Source organism: Ensifer sp. 1H6 (assembly GCF_001976035.1).
Taxonomy (GTDB): Bacteria; Pseudomonadota; Alphaproteobacteria; order Rhizobiales; family Rhizobiaceae; genus Ensifer; species Ensifer canadensis.
Window position 1 is genome coordinate 50,467 of record NZ_MOAI01000021.1, and the last position, 14,688, is coordinate 65,154.

Genomic DNA, 14,688 nt, shown 5'->3' on the forward strand with positions numbered 1-14,688 from the left:
TCAGGCTCCGGAAAGGTCATAGGGGCGGGCGAGAACGATCGCCGGCCGGTGTCGAGGGAAATGCGAAGGGGACCCTCCGCGACATTGGAAACGGTGCGCGAAGACCCGAACGGCAACGTGAAATCGGTGAGCGGATAACGCGCGTTGACGATCGTAAGCCCGATGAGATCGGTCAGTCCGAGGATCGAGAATAGGCTGCCCTTCGGCAGATCGATTTCGATCTCGCCTGCAAGCAGCGGATAGGCCTCCTCCTCACCCGAGGTCATGAACACCGGCAACCCACGTTCGGCCAGCGAAGCAGCCTGAAGCAGGTGCAGGAAGGCATGGTCGCTGCGTGATCCTCCGAGCGCGCCGGCAAAGATCAAGGCTTCGGCGCCACGCGACAGCGCCGCCTCGACAGCGATTTCGCCATCGGTCGCAGCCTTGGCGGCGGGATAGGGCTCGCGCGGGACATCGGCAAATTCCGCGAGCAGCGCCTCCTCGGTCGAATCGAAATCGCCCACCCAGACGTCGGGGGTCACGGATAGCACCCGCGCATGCCGCATGCCGCCATCGGCCGCAACGAAGCGGCTGCCTGCGAGCTGGCGCGCAAGGCGATCGGTCGGGGTCAGTGCACCGCCGAGCAGAATGGTGAAGGTGGATCGGGCCATGGCAAAGCCCATAGCGCAAAGGCACGGGCAAGGAAAAGCAAGAAAACCGAACAAGGGCGCGATCCGGCGATTTTGCGTCCTCGTTGTCAGTGATCTTCGGGCAAGGTATCGGGAAACAGCATCTCCGCATAGATCCCGGGGTTGGAATCGGGGATCTCGATGGCGCCGACCGTGCGTCGGTAGAATTCGGCCGGGCCGACGCCGCCGATGATGGCGTAACCGTAGCCTGCGTCACGCATCGCCGTCAGGCTCACGCGCAAGAGCGCCTCGCCGATCCCCGTCCGCGCATGGCCTCGTCGACGCCCGTCGGCCCGAAGAAACCGAGCGCTGTGACATCGTGGCAGGCAAAGCCGACGATCCGGTCCTCGAACACCGCGATGTGCATGCACGTCGGCGTCGATCTGAAGGCCGCCTCCGCCTCGCCCGCCCAGCCGGAGCCAAATGTCTGCTCGATCCAGGGAACAACAAGCTTCGTTCGGGTGCCATTGCGCGGTGAATGCCGATACCGTCAGCAAGCGGTGATCTCGCTTGTGCCGGCAGTGCATAAAGGCGAACGAGCATGTCAGTCATCGCAGGCTCCTTCGGCGTCTGCAAACTCTGCCGACGATTTTACCCCATGCGCCGCGGCGCGAAAATGCGGGGCGGGCGCTTTTGCCGTCCTCAAACTTCGCTTGCCATCAAACCGGCTCGGCGGTAAATCTCTACCCGCTCTAACGGGGTGCCTTCCGACCGCATGGCGGCCGAAGGCTGAGAGGCGTTGAACGCCAACCCGCGGAACCTGATCCGGCTCATACCGGCGGAGGGATTAGACGCGATCGGATCGATACGCCCTTTTCCCATGCAACATCATTTTTAGGGAGAGGTGCCTGCCATGTCCAATTCATCGCAACTCAAGGTTCTTAGCCGGCTAGCGCTTGCCGCGACGGCAGGACTTGTCTTCGCGGCCAATGCCGTTGCTGCCGACAAGACGCTGACCGTCTACACCTATGAAAGCTTCATCACCGAATGGGGGCCGGGTGCCAAGGTCGCCGAAGCTTTCGAGAAGACCTGCGAATGCAAGGTCACCTATGTCGGCGTCGCCGATGGCGTCGAGCTTCTGACCCGCCTCAAGCTCGAAGGCGCGGCCTCCAAGGCCGACATCGTGCTCGGCCTCGATACAAACCTCGTCGCCGAGGCCAAGGCCACCGGCTTCTTCGCGCCGCACGGCATCGAGCCTGCCAACGTCAAGGTACCCGGCGACTTCACCGACGACACCTTCCTTCCCTATGACTACGGCCATTTCGCCGTCGTCTACGACACCCAGACCTTGAAGACGCCGCCGAAGAGCCTGAAGGAACTGGTCGAAGGCGACGCCTCTCAGAAGATCGTCATCGAGGATCCGCGCACCTCGACGCCGGGCCTCGGTCTGCTTCTCTGGGTCAAGGCCGTCTATGGCGACGAAGCCGGCGCCGCCTGGGCCAAGCTCAAGGACAGGGTACTGACCGTAACGCCGGGCTGGTCGGAAGCCTATGGCCTCTTCACCAAGGGCGAAGCGCCGATGGTGCTTTCCTACACCACGTCGCCCGCCTACCACATGGTGGCGGAAAACACCGACCGCTACCAGGCGGCCGAATTCTCGGAAGGTCACTACATCCAGATCGAAGTTGCCGGCATGACCAAGAGCGCCAAGGAGCCGGAGCTTGCCAAGCAGTTTCTCGCCTTCATGACCGGCCCGGAGTTCCAGTCGATCATTCCGACGACCAACTGGATGATGCCGGTCGCGGCGACCAAGGAGCCGCTGCCGGAGGCTTTTAGCAAGCTGGTCAATCCGGAGAAGACTTTCCTGCTGCCGTCGGAAGAGGTGGCGGCGAACCGCAAGGCCTGGATCGACGAATGGCTGGCCGCCATTAGCAAGAACTGAGGCGCATTTGTTCGCGCCTGCCGAAAATCGCATCACGATGACCGCCGGGACTTTAAGTCTCGGCGGTATCCTGCTGTTTGTCGGCCTGGCGATTGCAGCCCTTTTGCTCCAGAGCGGTGACTTCGGCAACAGCGTGCTGTTCGATGCCTATATCTGGCGGGTAACGCGCTTCACCTTGCTGCAGGCGAGCCTTTCGACGCTGCTTTCCGTTGTTCTTGCCATCCCGATCGCACGGGCGCTTGCGCGCCGGCCGAGCTTTCCCGGCCGCGTCTGGGTTCTGCGGGTGATGGCCCTGCCGCTCGGCCTGCCCGTGCTTGTCGGCGCGCTCGGGCTGATCGAGATCTGGGGCCGGCAGGGCGCGCTCAACACCGCCCTCGCCGGCCTCGGGCTGCAGCAGCCGATCAGCATCTACGGCCTTTTCGGCATCCTGCTCGCCCACGTCTTCTTCAACATGCCGCTTATCGCACGTCTCTTTCTCGCCGGGCTCGAGCGCATCCCTTCGGAATACTGGAGAACCGCCGCCAATCTCGGCATGCCGCCAGCCGCACTCTTCCGCTTTGTCGAGTGGCCGGTCCTTCGGGGATTGCTGCCAGGTGCTGCCGGCCTCGTCTTCATGCTCTGCGCCACCAGCTTCACGCTGGTGCTGACGCTCGGCGGCGGGCCTGCCGCCAGCACCATCGAGGTCGCGATCTACCAGGCGCTGCGCTTCGATTTCGACCCGCCGCGGGCGATCGCCCTGTCCGCCCTACAGATCGTCATGACCGGAGCCCTGCTCCTGGCTCTAACGCGTGTCGCGACCGAACCTGCACAAAGCGCAACCGCGGGCAAAATCTCCAGACGCTATGATGCAGGAACCGGCCTCTCCCGGACGTCCGACGCCGGCTGGATCCTGTTCTCGCTGCTCTTCATCGGCGCACCGCTGATCGCCGTCGTCGGTTCCGGCCTGCGTGCGGATCTGGTGAAGCTTGCCGGCGACCCGACCGTGCATCGTGCTCTCGTCACCAGCATTGTCATCGCCGTCCTCTCGGCATTCTTTTGCGTCACCATGGCCGCCGCGATGATCCGCGCCGCCGGCATCGTCGTGGCGCGTCGCCACGCCCCGACCTTGGCCAGGGCATTTGCGGGCACTGTCACCGCCAGCACGTCGCTGGTGCTGCTGGTGCCGCCGGTCGTGCTCGGTGCGGGATGGTTTCTGCTCCTGCGCCCCTTCGGCGATGTCGCCCGTTTCGCCCCCGCCATCGTCGTCGCCATCAACGCATTGATGCGCTGCCGTTCGTGCACCGGATCCTGGCACCGGCGATGGCAACACATGCCGCACGCACCGACCGACTGACAGCAAGCCTCGGCATCCGCGGCTTCCATCGCCTGCGATGGATCGACTTGCCGCCGCTCCGGAAACCGTTGCTGATGGCGTTCTCCTTCGCCATGGCGCTGTCGCTCGGCGACCTTGGTGCAGTGGCGCTGTTCGGTTCGCAGGACATGGTCACGCTTCCATGGCTGCTCTACAGCCGGATGGGCAGCTATCGCACCGCGGATGCAGCCGGTCTGGCGCTCTTCCTCGGCCTCATCTGCCTGATCTTCACCATGCTCGGCACGGCCGGCGACAGGCGAGTGCCGGAAGGACGAAACGCATGAATTCCCAGGCGGCGGTAGAACTTGTTGGCGTCGACGTTCGTTACGACACCACCGCACTGCACTTCGATTGCGCCATTCAGCCAGGTGGCATCGTCGCAGTTGCCGGGGCCTCCGGGTCGGGAAAGTCGACCCTCTTTCATGTCATCGCCGGTTTCGAGGAGCCGGACCGGGGCGAGGTTCGCATTCTCGGCAAGACGATGTCGGGACAGGCGCCGGCAGAACGACCCGTCTCCGTGATCTTTCAGGACAACAACCTGTTTGCACATCTCGACGTCGCGACCAATGTCGGCTTCGGCATCAGCCCCTCGCTTCGCCTGTCGGTCGCTGATCGCGCACGGATAGACGATGCCCTCGGCCGCGTCGGGCTCGACAGCTTCGGCAAGCGCCTGCCGCCGACGCTGTCCGGCGGCGAACGACAGCGTGTGGCGTTGGCGCGCGCCTTGGTGCGACATCGCCCGCTGCTGCTGCTGGATGAGCCTTTTGCCGCTCTCGATCCCGGCATGAGGGCCGGTATGCGGGCACTGCTGCAGGACCTGCATGATCAGGAAAACAACACGATCCTGATGATCACGCACCATCCCGATGACGTGAGGGCGCTGGCCGATAGCGTGCTTTTTCTGGACCAGGGGCGTATCATCGCCCATGACCCGGTCGAGCGCTTTCTCGAACGGCGCGATATGGCGTCCATCAACCGCTTTCTCGGCAACGCGTGATGCGACGTGGAATCTTGGAGCATTTCCAGGAAAAGTGCGAAGCGGTTTTCCGTCAGGAAATGCGTGGAAACAGGCAGATAGAGCGTTTCCGCGACGTCGTCTAAACCGGAAATGCTCTAGCGCGCGTGGTACTCCGCCACAATTTGACCGCCGCGCCATGCGACGCGCGGATTGTCCGGCCGGAGCGTCACGAATATTCGCGTATCCGTTGCCGTGATACCACGGGGCAACTATTTCTACCGGGGTAAACTAGGCAGGTGGCGCTGAAATCAGATACAGCAAGACCAGGGCTGGAATACTCTTGCCGGATCGGACGTATCCGGCTGAAAAAGTAAGACTTTCAACGCCGCCCGAGTCCCTGTTGTGGGGTGGCGTTGGACGGGAAACGGGCTGAGGCATGGAAAGTCATACAGTCAGAAACGACCGGTTCCCGCCCAAGCGCGGAGGCCTCCGGACACGTGCTGTGGTTGCATTGCTTGCGACGACGCTGCTTTCCGCCTGCCAGTCGGTGATCGAGCAGACCTACGAGCCGACCGTATCGCCGTCCTCCAATCCGCAGATCGTCGACGAAGTCCAGAAGAACGACCCCCGTGCCCAGCTCGGCGCGCGCGAACACCCGCGCATCGTCGCGAGCTACGGCGGGGAGTACAAGGACGCAAAGACGGAGCGGCTGGTCGCCCGCATCGCCGGCGCCCTGACGGCCGTCTCGGAAAACCCGCAGCAGTCCTACCGCATCACCATTCTCAATTCCCCGGCGATCAACGCCTTTGCGCTGCCCGGCGGCTATCTCTATGTCACCCGCGGCCTGCTTGCGCTTGCCAATGACGCGTCCGAGGTTGCGGCCGTGCTGTCGCATGAAATGGCGCACGTCACCGCCAACCATGGCATCGAGCGCCAGCAGCGCGAAGAGGCGGAAGTCATCGCCAGCCGCGTCGTCTCCGAGGTGCTGTCCTCGGATCTCGCCGGCAAGCAGGCACTGGCGCGCGGCAAGCTGCGTCTGGCCGCCTTCTCCCGCAACCAGGAGCTCCAGGCTGACGTCATCGGCGTGCGCATGCTGGGCGAGGCCGGTTACGACCCCTATGCGGCGGCACGCTTCCTCGATTCCATGGCCGCCTACAGCCGCTTCTCCGCGGTCGATCCGGAAGCAGACCAGAGCCTCGACTTCCTATCGAGCCACCCGAATGCCCCGCAGCGCGTCGATCTCGCGCGCCGGCACGCGCGCGCGTTTGGCGCCGAGGGCACCAGCGGCGACCGCGGGCGCGACTATTATCTCGCCGGCATCGACGGCCTGCTCTATGGCGACAGCCCGCAGGAAGGCTATGTCCGCGGCCAGACCTTCATGCATGGCCAGCTCGGCATTCGTTTCGACGTGCCGACCGGCTTCCAGATCGACAACAAGGCAGAAGCGGTCCTGGCAACCGGCCCCGGCGACGTGGCGATCCGTTTCGACGGCATCGCCGATACGGCCCGCAAGAGCCTGACGGATTACATCGCCAGCGGCTGGGTGACCGGCCTGCAGCCCGATACCATCCGTCCGATCAGCGTCAACGGTCTTGAGGCCGCAACGGCCCGCGCGTCTGCCGATCGCTGGGACTTCGACGTCACGGTCGTGCGCATCGACAACCGCATCTACCGCTTCCTGACTGCCGTTCCAAAAGGGTCGCGCGCGCTGGAGCCGACGGCAAACCAGCTGCGCGCAACGTTCCGCAAGATGACGCCGGCCGAAGCACAGTCGCTGAAGCCGCTGCGCATCCGCGTCGCCGTGGTCAAGCCCGGAGAGACGATCGCCATGCTGTCGGCCCGGATGATGGGTACCGACCGCAAGCTCGATCTGTTCCGGCTGATCAACGCCATGCAGGTGACCTCGACCATCAAGCCGGGCGACCGGGTGAAGATCATTTCCGAATAAACGCCAACGGCGCCGCACCATTCAGTCCGACGCCGTCTTATGTCTTCGTGTCAAAGATGCGAAATCGCTTGCCGTGCCCGACGCGCGTTTGACGCGTTGAGGTTTCCGGCGCGAACGTGCAACTGCGTCATCACGTGTTCACCCGTCCTATGGACGGGATGGCCACCCACTGCATGTTTCCTTAAATCCTATTCGATTTAAGGATAAAAACATGCAGCAATTCAAAGTGCTACAGCGACCTTAGCGCGTCTAATAAGACGCGCGGCGCTGTAGGCACGTCTCCCGAAAATGCTTCAGTGCACGACCGATGTCAGCGCCGGAGCCTTGGTTGCCAGCGCCGCCCTGAGCTTTTCAAGCGCCCGCGTCTCGATCTGGCGGACCCGCTCCTTGGAGATGCCGAGGTCGAGCCCGAGCTCCTCCAGCGTTGCGCCTTCCTCTGACAGACGTCGTGCGCGGATGATCCGCATCTCGCGCTCGGTCAGCGCACCCATGGCGTCGTGCAGCCAGATGCGGGCACGCTCGCCGTCGATCATGTCGCTCACCTGTTCGTCAGGCAGCGGCGCGTCGCTTGCGAGAAAGTCGAGGCGCTCTCCCCCATCGGAATCCGCCCCACCGACCGGTGCCTGCAGCGAGGTGTCGCTGCCGGAAAGGCGGGCATCCATGGTCTGGACGTCGGCAATGCTGACCCCGAGTGCGGCGGCAATTTCCTCATGCATAGCCTGCGATGTGAGCTGACGATCGCCTTGGGCAAGCCGCGCGCGCAGCCGGCGAAGATTGAAGAACAGCGCCTTCTGCGCCGAACTGGTGCCGCCACGAACGATCGACCAATTGCGCAGAACGTAGTCCTGCATCGAGGCACGGATCCACCAGGTCGCGTAGGTCGAGAAGCGCACTTCACGGCTGGGCTCGAAGCGCGCGGCGGCTTCGAGCAGGCCTATATGCCCCTCCTGAACGAGATCGCCCATCGGCAGGCCGAAATTGCGGAATTTTGCCGCCATGGAAATGACCAGCCGCATATGCGACATGGCGATCTTGTTGCGGGCGTCCTGATCGTGATCGTTTCGCCAGGCCGTGGCCAGGGCGTGTTCTTCTTCACGCTCGAGATAAGGCGCCTCCATCGCAATCTTGATCATGCGCCTGTCTGCTGTGAGAGTCCTCATCGATCGCTCCATGGCGGGCGCCTGGACGCCGCTAACGGGTGAAGTCCAAGGGCCGGACGGAAGGACCCGACCGACGCCGACGGCGGCTGGTGCGACGACACCGAAGCTTGAAGAACCGGTGCAGCGCCCTACTTCCAAACTACGAAGCTGAATTCTGACAGAAGATCAGAGCACCCAGATCGCCCCGGCAGGAAGGCGGCGCATCCCTGCCGGCTTTGATAAATGCGCGCCGGCGAGAAAAGTTCCCTCGCCCCGACGAAAAAGCTGCAAGCAGGAATGGTGCAAACGAAAAAGCCCGGCGCGATGGCCGGGCTTTGTCTTGTCGTGATGGTATGGGACTGGCGCTCTTTAAGCTGCCTCGTCCTGGGCGTCGTCTTCTTCGATCGCCTTGCCGCGCTTCGGACCCTTGTTAAGATTGGCTTCGACCAGGCGAACAGCCTCGGTCTCGGACATCTTGTTCACGGCCGCGATTTCGCGCGCCATGCGGTCGAGGGCAGCTTCATAGAGCTGGCGTTCGGAATAGGACTGCTCCGGCTGGTTTTCTGCGCGGTAGAGGTCGCGCACGACTTCTGCGATCGAGATCAGATCGCCGGAATTGATCTTGGCATCGTATTCCTGTGCGCGGCGCGACCACATGGTCCGCTTGACGCGAGCCTTGCCCTGCACAACCTTCAACGCGCGATCGACGAAATCGGTCTCCGAGAGCTTGCGCATGCCGATGCTGACGGCCTTGGCGACCGGCACCTTCAGGCGCATCTTGTCCTTTTCGAAATCGATGACAAAAAGCTCAAGCTTCATGCCGGCAACTTCCTGCTCCTCGATAGCGACGATCTGTCCGACGCCATGGGCCGGATAGACAATCGATTCACCGGTCTTGAAGCCGTGGCGTGTCGAAGATTTTTTCTGCTGGGTCGTCATTCGTTTCAAAAACTCCCTGTTTCGCACCCGGCCATTCTTGGCCGGGGCCGGGTCAGTGAGGCCCGGGATAGACGGGGATACCGCCGGGTGGGTCCATCCTGGTCCGTCCAAAGGAACCCAAACAATCCCATCAAACGCGGTCACAATAGAGAGACGCAACGGTGCGTATCTGGAAAAACCGCGCTGTGGAGATCGTTTGCTTTCGTGAGGTTTTCGGGCGCGCAAAAACACCCTCTGTGGATCAGTAGAAGGACCCTATCACAAAAAACTGCGGAAATCAATAATTTGCTGCATGGCAGCCATCAAGCCGCCATTCTCGCAGATGCGAGGGCGGAGCCTGATTTTCCCCAGATTTGACGCCGGGGTCATTATCGTCTCGCCAGCCTCGGCGCACGGACCGAGGCCGAGCGCCTCAGTCGCCCTGGCCGGGTTCGGCAGAGAAGTACTTCTCGTACTTGCCTTCGACCCCGTCCATTTCCTTGGCTTCCGGCATCGCGTCGCGCTTGATGGTGACGTTCGGCCACTTGGTGGCAAAATCAGCGTTCACTTTCAACCACATATCGAGGCCCGGCTCGGTGTCTGGCTTGATGGCCTCGGCAGGACATTCCGGCTCGCAGACGCCGCAATCGATGCATTCATCGGGATGAATGACGAGAAAATTCTCGCCTTCGTAGAAGCAGTCCACCGGGCAGACTTCAACGCAATCCATGTACTTGCAGCGAATGCAATTGTCGGTCACGACATACGTCATGAGGTACTCCAGCCAATGCTCACGTTTGATGGCGGACCGCAATCAATGGTGATGCTCATGTCCGCGCATGCTAGGAATGTCCGGCGCGCATAGCTGCCGAAGCAAGACCGATGCACTCAACGTGGGTTGTCAGGTAAAGGCTTTATGGACCCTTTGCAAGAATATTCAATGCGCAAAACGCCGCGCTGAAGGCAGAGTTTTCTAATCGTCGAGCGGATTGAAACCGGGCTTCAACCGGTCGGTTTCGCGCCGCTCTTTCTTGGTGGGTCGCCCCGCCCCCGGCTCACGCGTCGCGAGGTCAAAAGCCGAGAGCTTTTCCCGCGGCTCCGCCGGCGTCAGGTCCTCGTAGAGCAGCCGCGCCTCATCGAAAGGGCAGCGTCGTTCGCCGGGCAGAAGCACACGCACGATCACGTCGCGCCGTTCGAGCGACACAGCGAGCACATCGCCCGCCTTCACCTGGAAGGAGGACTGCTTGACCCGTTCGTCATTGACAGTGACGTGCCCCGCCTCGATCGCCTTTTGGGCGAGCGAGCGGGACTTCAACAGGCGCGTGAAGAACAGCCATTTGTCGAGACGCTGGCGCGATGCCGGGTTGGACGCAGACTGTTTCTCCATGGCGTTCCTACTTCTTCATCTGCTCCTTGAGAGCGGCAAGCTTGGCAAAGGGCGAATCCGGATCGATCGGCTTCTCCTTGCGCGGCGGGCGCGCCTCGAACTTGGCCGCGTTCGGCTTGCCGCCGCGATCGTGACGATCATGGCGATCCTGCCGCTGGCCACCCTCGGGCTTGCCGTCGTGCCGCTTGCCGCGGGCCGGTGCGCCGGCCTTGCGGCCGCCTTCGCGTCCCTCGCCCTGGCCTTGGCCTTGCCCCTGGCGCGGACCGCCACGGCGCTGATCGCCCTGGTGACGGCCACCCTGGCGCTGATTGTCCTGGCGGGTGCCCGGACGCCAGAGGAGAACCGGCTTGGCTTCGGCAGCCTCGGCACCCTCTTCCGCGGTTGCCTGGGGAGCGGCAGCTTCGCCTTCGGCAGTCGCCGGCTCGACGGAGGCAGGTGCCTCGGTTTCAGCCGCCGGTTCGCCTTCACCGCTTGCATCCGCATCGTCGTGGTCGGCGGCAGCTTCCGTGGACGCCTCGGCCGGGGCTGCAGGCGCCACGCCCTGGCTTGCCAGGAACGCTGCGGCATCCTCGGCCTTCACGCTATCGGCGCGGTAGCCAAGCCCCTTGAGAATTTCTTCCATATCGTCAGGCGTTGCGCCGAGAATGGAGAGCATGGAGGTCGTCGCGGTGAAGCGACGGCCGTCATAGGCGCCTTCGGGACGCGGCTGCGCACCCGGCTTCCACTGCAGCAGCGGACGGATGAGATCCGCCAGACGCTCGAGGATGTCGATGCGAACGGCACGCTTGCCGAGGAAACGGAAGCCCGCGAGCTTGTAGAACGTCCGCTCAAACGAGGGATCGGTAACGACCGAGGTGCGGCCAGCGGCCAGCATCGGGATCAGATCGCCATAGCCAGCCTTGTCGAGGCCATCGTTCTTCAGCGCCCAGAGCAGCGTAATGAGCTCGGCCGGAGCCGGCTTCAACAGCGCGGGCAGGAAGATGTGATAGGCGCCGAAGCGGACGCCATACTTGCGGATCGAGGCGCGACCGTCCTGGTCGAGCGACTTCACCTCTTCGGCGACGTCGCGGCGGAACAGCACGCCGAGATTTTCGACGAGCTGGAATGCCAGCCCCTTGGCGAGGCCTTCGAGATCCTCGGCGCGCGAGATATCGTCAAGCGGTTTCAGCACCGTGCCGATATGATGGTTCACGAAACGCTCGATGCGGGCGACGACATGCTCGCGCGCATTGGCCTGCAGCTGCTCGTCGGCAAGCAGGATGACGCGCGGACGCATGACATGGTCGCTGGCCGCAAGCCGAGCCACGGGATCGCCGAGCCAACGCACCAGTCCGTCGGACGATAGCGCAAGGTCGCCATTGCCGGAGGCGTGCAGACGCGCCGCACGCGCTTCGAACTCGAGCGCCAGCGCCTTCTGCGCAGCACCCTGCACGGCCTTGGCATCCGGTCCGTCTCCGCCGGTCGCCAGCGTAAACCGGAAACCGGTTAGTTGTCCTACGTGATGGCCTTCAACGAAGACGTCACCATTCACACTGATTTCAGCTTCCAGCATAGCATTCTCTCTCAGGCGCTTCATGAGCACAGATGTCCTGCGATCAACAAAGCGTTTCGTCAACCGTTCATGTAGTGCGTCGGACAATCGATCTTCAATTTCCCGCGTCTTTTCTTGCCAGTGTGTCGGATCGGCAAGCCATCCGGGCCGGTTCGACACATAGGTCCAGGTTCTGATCTGCGCGATTCGCGCCGAAAGTGTGTCGATCTCACCATCGGTATAATCCGCCCGACGGACTTGCTCGGCCATGAAATCTTCGTTCACGGCGCCACGTCGGACAAGATCGGCGTAGATCGTGGAGATCAGATCGGCGTGTTGAGCCGGTGTAATGCGGCGATAATCCGGCAATGCACAGGCTTCCCACAATTTTTCGACCCGGTCCGGCGTCGTCGCCAGATCGGCCACTTCGGGATAGCGCGACAAATGTTCGAACGCCTGCTGATCCACCGCAGGTAGAGCGCGCGCAAGCCCCGGAATTGTCGGGGCGGCATCCAGGCTTCGCTTCAACGCGGCAAGCGACGCATAGTCAAACGCCTTGGAGCGCCATTGCAGCACCTTGAGCGGATCGAATTCATGTGACTCGATGCGATGCACCAGCTCGTTGTCGAACGGATCGACCCGGCCGGTGACGCCGAACGTGCCATCGCGCAGGTGCCGCCCGGCACGCCCGGCGATCTGCGCCAGTTCGGCCGGATTGAGGTTGCGGAACTGGTAGCCGTCGAACTTGCGGTCCTGTGCGAAGGCGACATGGTCGACGTCGAGGTTCAATCCCATGCCGATCGCATCGGTCGCCACCAGAAACTCGACGTCGCCTTCCTGATAGAGCGCGACCTGGGCATTGCGCGTGCGCGGCGACAGCGCCCCGAGCACGACGGCAGCGCCGCCGCGCTGACGGCGGATCAGCTCGGCAATCGCATAGACTTCGTCTGCCGAAAAGGCGACGATGGCCGAGCGATGCGGCAGGCGGGTGATTTTCTTCGACCCGGCATAGAGCAGCTGCGACATGCGCGGGCGTTCGACGACGGTGATGCCCGGCAACAATTGTTCGAGGATCGGCCGCATCGTCGCGGCCCCGAGCAGCAGCGTCTCGCCGCGGCCGCGCAGATAGAGCAGCCGGTCGGTGAAGATGTGACCACGCTCGAGATCGCCGGCGAGCTGCACTTCGTCGATCGCCACGAAGGACGCCGTCGTTTCGCGCGGCATCGCCTCGACCGTGCAGACCGAGTAGCGGGCGCGATGTGGGGTGATCTTTTCCTCGCCGGTGATCAGCGCAACGTTGTGATGGCCGACCTTTTCGACAACACGCGTATAGACCTCGCGCGCGAGCAGCCGCAGCGGCAGCCCGATGACGCCGCTATCGTGCGCGATCATGCGCTCGATCGCATAATGCGTCTTGCCGGTATTGGTTGGCCCGAGCACCGCGGTGACGCCGCGGCCGCTCAGGATCATGGGGTGAACGGACACGTCATCGATCCCGGGCATTCAAGAACATAAGAGGCGCCTTTACGCGCCGGCGGCAAACACATGCCCACGCACCGCGGCAAACGCAAGGGGCGCCGGCAACTAAAACCATTTCCCGGCAAACCAGCGCCTGCCCGCACCACCATATCTGGACGTGCGAAATTAAGGTTCGGAACAGCCACGGAACGAATCGGCGACGAATCGCTGACTCCACTCGATTCACTGTATGTTCACGGCTACATATAGATTGCAACTGCCAATATTGCACCACATGCTGAATCACGTCTCTGGCAGCGCGTGCGCCGTGCACCCCGAGCGTTAATCTGGGTTGCCGAAGCATTAAAGGTGGCAAAGGATTCGGAATCCAAGACTCTGGAAAGTTTAGGAAATTTTAACCGAAGAATCAGGCTGATTCGCCGGAATCAGGGAATGGGAATCGCTGCGTTAACACATCGACCAAAGCCGGAACGAATCGACGACGAATCACAGACATCACTGCGTTCCACATTCGTTCTCCACAACATATGGTATGTCGACGCACGGCAAACAACAGGCCAGAAACCGGCTTTCTCCAACTTGCGGACAGATTCCGGTGCGCCATTAACCTTCTGTCTTTGAACCGAGCAGGCAATAAAAATGAAACGGCGCCCCAAACGGAGCGCCGTCGAAAGTGCGGGCGATAACAGGATCAGACGAAGAACTGTCCGCCATTGGCGGAGATCGTCGACCCCGTGATGAAGCCGGCATCGTCGGATGCGAGGAAAACCACGCAGCGGGCAATCTCCTCCGGCTCGCCCAGACGACCGACCGGGATCTGCGGAATGATCCGCTCGTTGAGAACCTTTTCCGGTATCGCCCGCACCATCTCCGTGCCGATGTAGCCCGGGCAGATGGCATTGACAGTGATGCCTTTGGCAGCCCCTTCCTGGGAGAGTGCCTTGGTGAAGCCGAGATCACCGGCCTTGGCGGCCGAGTAGTTCGCCTGCCCCATCTGGCCCTTCTGGCCGTTGATCGACGAAATGTTGATCACCCGCCCGAAGCTGCGGTCCCGCATGCCGGTCCAGACCGGATGGGTCATGTTGAACAGGCCGGTCAGGTTGGTGTCGATCACCTCGCCCCATTGCTCCGGGGTCATCTTGTGGAACATGGCATCACGGGTGATGCCGGCATTGTTGACAAGCACTTCGATCGGCCCAAGGTCGGCCTCGACCTTGGCAATGCCGTCGACGCAGGACTGATAGTTGGAGACATCCCACTTGTAGACCGGGATGCCGGTTTCCTCCTTGAACGCCTGCGCCTTCTCGTCATTGCCGGCGTAGTTGGCAGCAACCTTGTATCCTGCATTCTTCAGCGCGATGGAAATCGCGGCGCCAATGCCGCGTGACCCGCCCGTAACCAATGCTACCCTGCTCATGCTCGCCTCC

Annotated in this window: 9 protein-coding genes, 3 pseudogenes and 1 riboswitch; of the genes and pseudogenes, 4 read left to right on the top strand and 8 right to left on the bottom strand. The window is 62.6% G+C overall.

From position 1 onward, the window contains the following. Window positions 1-650 (bottom strand): annotated as a pseudogene (locus tag BKP54_RS22840) (thiamine diphosphokinase). A gap of 86 nt (window positions 651-736) precedes the next feature. Further along, window positions 737-1,220 (bottom strand): annotated as a pseudogene (locus BKP54_RS22845) (GNAT family N-acetyltransferase). 134 nt (window positions 1,221-1,354) lie between these two features. Then, a riboswitch (TPP riboswitch) is annotated at window positions 1,355-1,472 on the top strand. A gap of 49 nt (window positions 1,473-1,521) precedes the next feature. On the opposite strand from BKP54_RS22845, the gene thiB reads away from it, so the two are divergent. The 4 genes and pseudogenes from thiB to BKP54_RS22865 all read left to right on the top strand — a co-directional run bounded on the left by thiB (window position 1,522) and on the right by BKP54_RS22865 (window position 6,807). Beyond that, window positions 1,522-2,550 carry a thiamine ABC transporter substrate binding subunit gene (gene thiB, locus BKP54_RS22850; RefSeq protein WP_025425211.1) on the top strand — a complete coding sequence of 343 codons (1,029 nt, stop codon included), beginning with the start codon at window positions 1,522-1,524 and terminating at the stop codon, window positions 2,548-2,550. A 31-nt stretch (window positions 2,551-2,581) separates the two neighbouring features. After that, window positions 2,582-4,185 (top strand): annotated as a pseudogene (gene thiP, locus BKP54_RS22855) (thiamine/thiamine pyrophosphate ABC transporter permease ThiP). Continuing rightward, window positions 4,182-4,898 (top strand): ATP-binding cassette domain-containing protein, encoded by a 717-nt coding sequence (locus tag BKP54_RS22860; RefSeq protein WP_025425213.1) that lies wholly within the window; start codon window positions 4,182-4,184, stop codon window positions 4,896-4,898. The pseudogene thiP and the gene BKP54_RS22860 overlap by 4 nt, the downstream one beginning before the upstream one ends. Before the next feature lie 397 nt (window positions 4,899-5,295). Further along, window positions 5,296-6,807 (top strand): M48 family metalloprotease, encoded by a 1,512-nt coding sequence (locus tag BKP54_RS22865; RefSeq protein WP_025425214.1) that lies wholly within the window; start codon window positions 5,296-5,298, stop codon window positions 6,805-6,807. Between the two features lie 293 nt (window positions 6,808-7,100). Here the strand turns inward: BKP54_RS22865 and BKP54_RS22870 are convergent, their stop codons facing one another. The 6 genes from BKP54_RS22870 to BKP54_RS22895 form a co-directional block, all read right to left on the bottom strand. After that, window positions 7,101-7,967 (bottom strand): RNA polymerase factor sigma-32, encoded by an 867-nt coding sequence (locus BKP54_RS22870; RefSeq protein WP_025425215.1) that lies wholly within the window; start codon window positions 7,965-7,967, stop codon window positions 7,101-7,103. Window positions 7,968-8,315: 348 nt separating this feature from the next. Next, on the bottom strand, window positions 8,316-8,885 hold the full coding sequence (locus tag BKP54_RS22875) for a CarD family transcriptional regulator (protein WP_025425216.1): 570 nt from the start codon (window positions 8,883-8,885) through the stop codon (window positions 8,316-8,318). 412 nt (window positions 8,886-9,297) lie between these two features. Beyond that, window positions 9,298-9,636, bottom strand: coding sequence for a ferredoxin FdxA (gene fdxA / locus BKP54_RS22880; protein WP_025425217.1), 339 nt, complete (start codon window positions 9,634-9,636; stop codon window positions 9,298-9,300). Between the two features lie 201 nt (window positions 9,637-9,837). Further along, window positions 9,838-10,251, bottom strand: a complete 414-nt coding sequence (locus BKP54_RS22885; protein ID WP_084815012.1) for an RNA-binding S4 domain-containing protein — start codon at window positions 10,249-10,251, stop codon at window positions 9,838-9,840. A 7-nt stretch (window positions 10,252-10,258) separates the two neighbouring features. After that, a complete protein-coding gene (locus BKP54_RS22890; protein WP_057221816.1) occupies window positions 10,259-13,267 on the bottom strand; it encodes a DEAD/DEAH box helicase in 3,009 nt (1,002 codons plus the stop codon). Window positions 13,268-13,952: 685 nt separating this feature from the next. Then, window positions 13,953-14,678: a beta-ketoacyl-ACP reductase gene (locus BKP54_RS22895; protein ID WP_084815013.1), complete on the bottom strand. Its 726-nt coding sequence runs from the start codon at window positions 14,676-14,678 to the stop codon at window positions 13,953-13,955. Window positions 14,679-14,688: the final 10 nt, after the last annotated feature.

Excerpts from the sequence above, each read along its gene's own strand:
- thiB (WP_025425211.1), top strand. The coding sequence starts at position 1,522 with ATGTCCAATTCATCGCAACTCAAGGTTCTTAGCCGGCTAGCGCTTGCC.
- BKP54_RS22860 (WP_025425213.1), top strand. The coding sequence starts at position 4,182 with ATGAATTCCCAGGCGGCGGTAGAACTTGTTGGCGTCGACGTTCGTTAC.
- BKP54_RS22865 (WP_025425214.1), top strand. The coding sequence starts at position 5,296 with ATGGAAAGTCATACAGTCAGAAACGACCGGTTCCCGCCCAAGCGCGGA.
- BKP54_RS22870 (WP_025425215.1), bottom strand. The coding sequence starts at position 7,967 with ATGAGGACTCTCACAGCAGACAGGCGCATGATCAAGATTGCGATGGAG.
- BKP54_RS22875 (WP_025425216.1), bottom strand. The coding sequence starts at position 8,885 with ATGACGACCCAGCAGAAAAAATCTTCGACACGCCACGGCTTCAAGACC.
- fdxA (WP_025425217.1), bottom strand. The coding sequence starts at position 9,636 with ATGACGTATGTCGTGACCGACAATTGCATTCGCTGCAAGTACATGGAT.
- BKP54_RS22885 (WP_084815012.1), bottom strand. The coding sequence starts at position 10,251 with ATGGAGAAACAGTCTGCGTCCAACCCGGCATCGCGCCAGCGTCTCGAC.
- BKP54_RS22895 (WP_084815013.1), bottom strand. The coding sequence starts at position 14,678 with ATGAGCAGGGTAGCATTGGTTACGGGCGGGTCACGCGGCATTGGCGCC.